The sequence below is a fragment of the Luteibacter sp. P4_E6 genome, from assembly GCF_056401535.1.
Window position 1 is genome coordinate 1 of sequence record NZ_JBFUJE010000786.1, and the last position, 1358, is coordinate 1358.

Here is a 1358-nt window from a genome sequence, read left to right on the forward strand (position 1 = left end):
ATCTTGTCGTCCGCGATGCCAGGGCCGTCGTCTTCGACGATCAGCTCGAGACCGCTACGACCCTTCCCCTTGCCGCTACTGCGCGCGGTAAGCAGGACACGATGCGACGCCCATTTAAAGGCGTTCTCGACCAGGTTTCCCATCAGCTCGAGCAAGTCGCCTTGCTCGCCCGGAAAAGCGGCGCCATCGTCGATCTCGAATTCGCACAGGACATTCTTGGCGGCGTAGACCTTCTCCAGGCTTTGCACCAGATCCTCCGCGTGACCCGCGATGGGCTCTTCCGCGGCGATCGTGCGACGCCCTGACGTGGCCGCGCGCGACAGCTGGTATGCGACGATCTCGTCCATTTTTCGCACCTGGTCGAGGATGTCGCCGCGCAGGCTGCGCGCGTCGCCATCGGTTTCCAGTTGCGAGCGCACCACGGCGAGCGGTGTCTTCAGGCTATGCGCGAGATCCGCAAGCGTGTCCCGATAGCGAGACCGCTGTTCGCGCTCGCTGTCGATGAAGGCGTTGAGGCGACGCGTCAGTACGGTGAGCTCGACCGGGTACGGTCCATCGAGGTGGTCCCGCGTGCCACGTTCGATGTGTGCCAGGTCACTCGACACACGACGCAGCGGCAGCAGGCTCCAGCGCAACAGGAACAGCTGCAGCAGCATGAGCATCATGCCGAGCATGGCCAGCCACAGGAACTGCGTACGCCGGTAGGTGGCCACCTGCCGCTCGAACTGATCTTCGGTCTGCGCCACGGCGAATGTCAGCGGCACGCTGCGCTTGTCGGTGGTATCCAGCGATACACCGTAGCTGAAGACATAGAGCTTGCCGCTACGCGTCTCGACCGGTTCGAACGCGGTCTCGCCGGGCGACAGCATGCGCACGAAATCGAAGTCGCGACCCAGGGCCGACGACGACTCCCAACGAAACCCATCGTTGCCCACGATGATGGCGTACAGACCCGAGCCCGGACGCGAAAAATCGGGATTGGGCTGGCTATCCGGCGTAGTGACCTTGCCGGCGCGGGTCGTGTCCGTGCCGGTGATATAGGCGATGGCGTAGTTGTGCAGCCGGTCGTGCATGGCCGACAGCTCAGAGGCGTAGTTCGCCTTGTTCTGCGCCAGACCGGTCAGGCCCAGGAAGGCAGCGAGCGCGAAACCAGTCGCCAGCGCCGCGCGCGCGGCCAGCGAAAGAGGCCGACGTTTGGTGGATGAAGCGTTGTCCATGCTTCGAGCTTACCTCGGGGCGGCGCGACGTCTCGATCGCGCCGCCCCCGGATGGATCAATCTTCGTCCGCTTCGTTACGCGGGATGGCGAAACGATAGCCGCGGCCACGCACGGTCTCGATGGGCTTGAGCACGCTTTCC

General features: G+C 64.2%; 1 protein-coding gene and 1 pseudogene. Both read right to left on the reverse strand.

Annotated features, from left to right (window positions below):
* The coding region (locus AC1DT2_RS23495; RefSeq protein ID WP_477299090.1) for a sensor histidine kinase at positions 1 to 1217 on the reverse strand (1217 nt) is incomplete at its 3' end.
* Between the two features lie 56 nt (positions 1218 to 1273).
* Positions 1274 to 1358: pseudogene (locus AC1DT2_RS23500) on the reverse strand (DNA-binding response regulator); the annotation flags it as partial.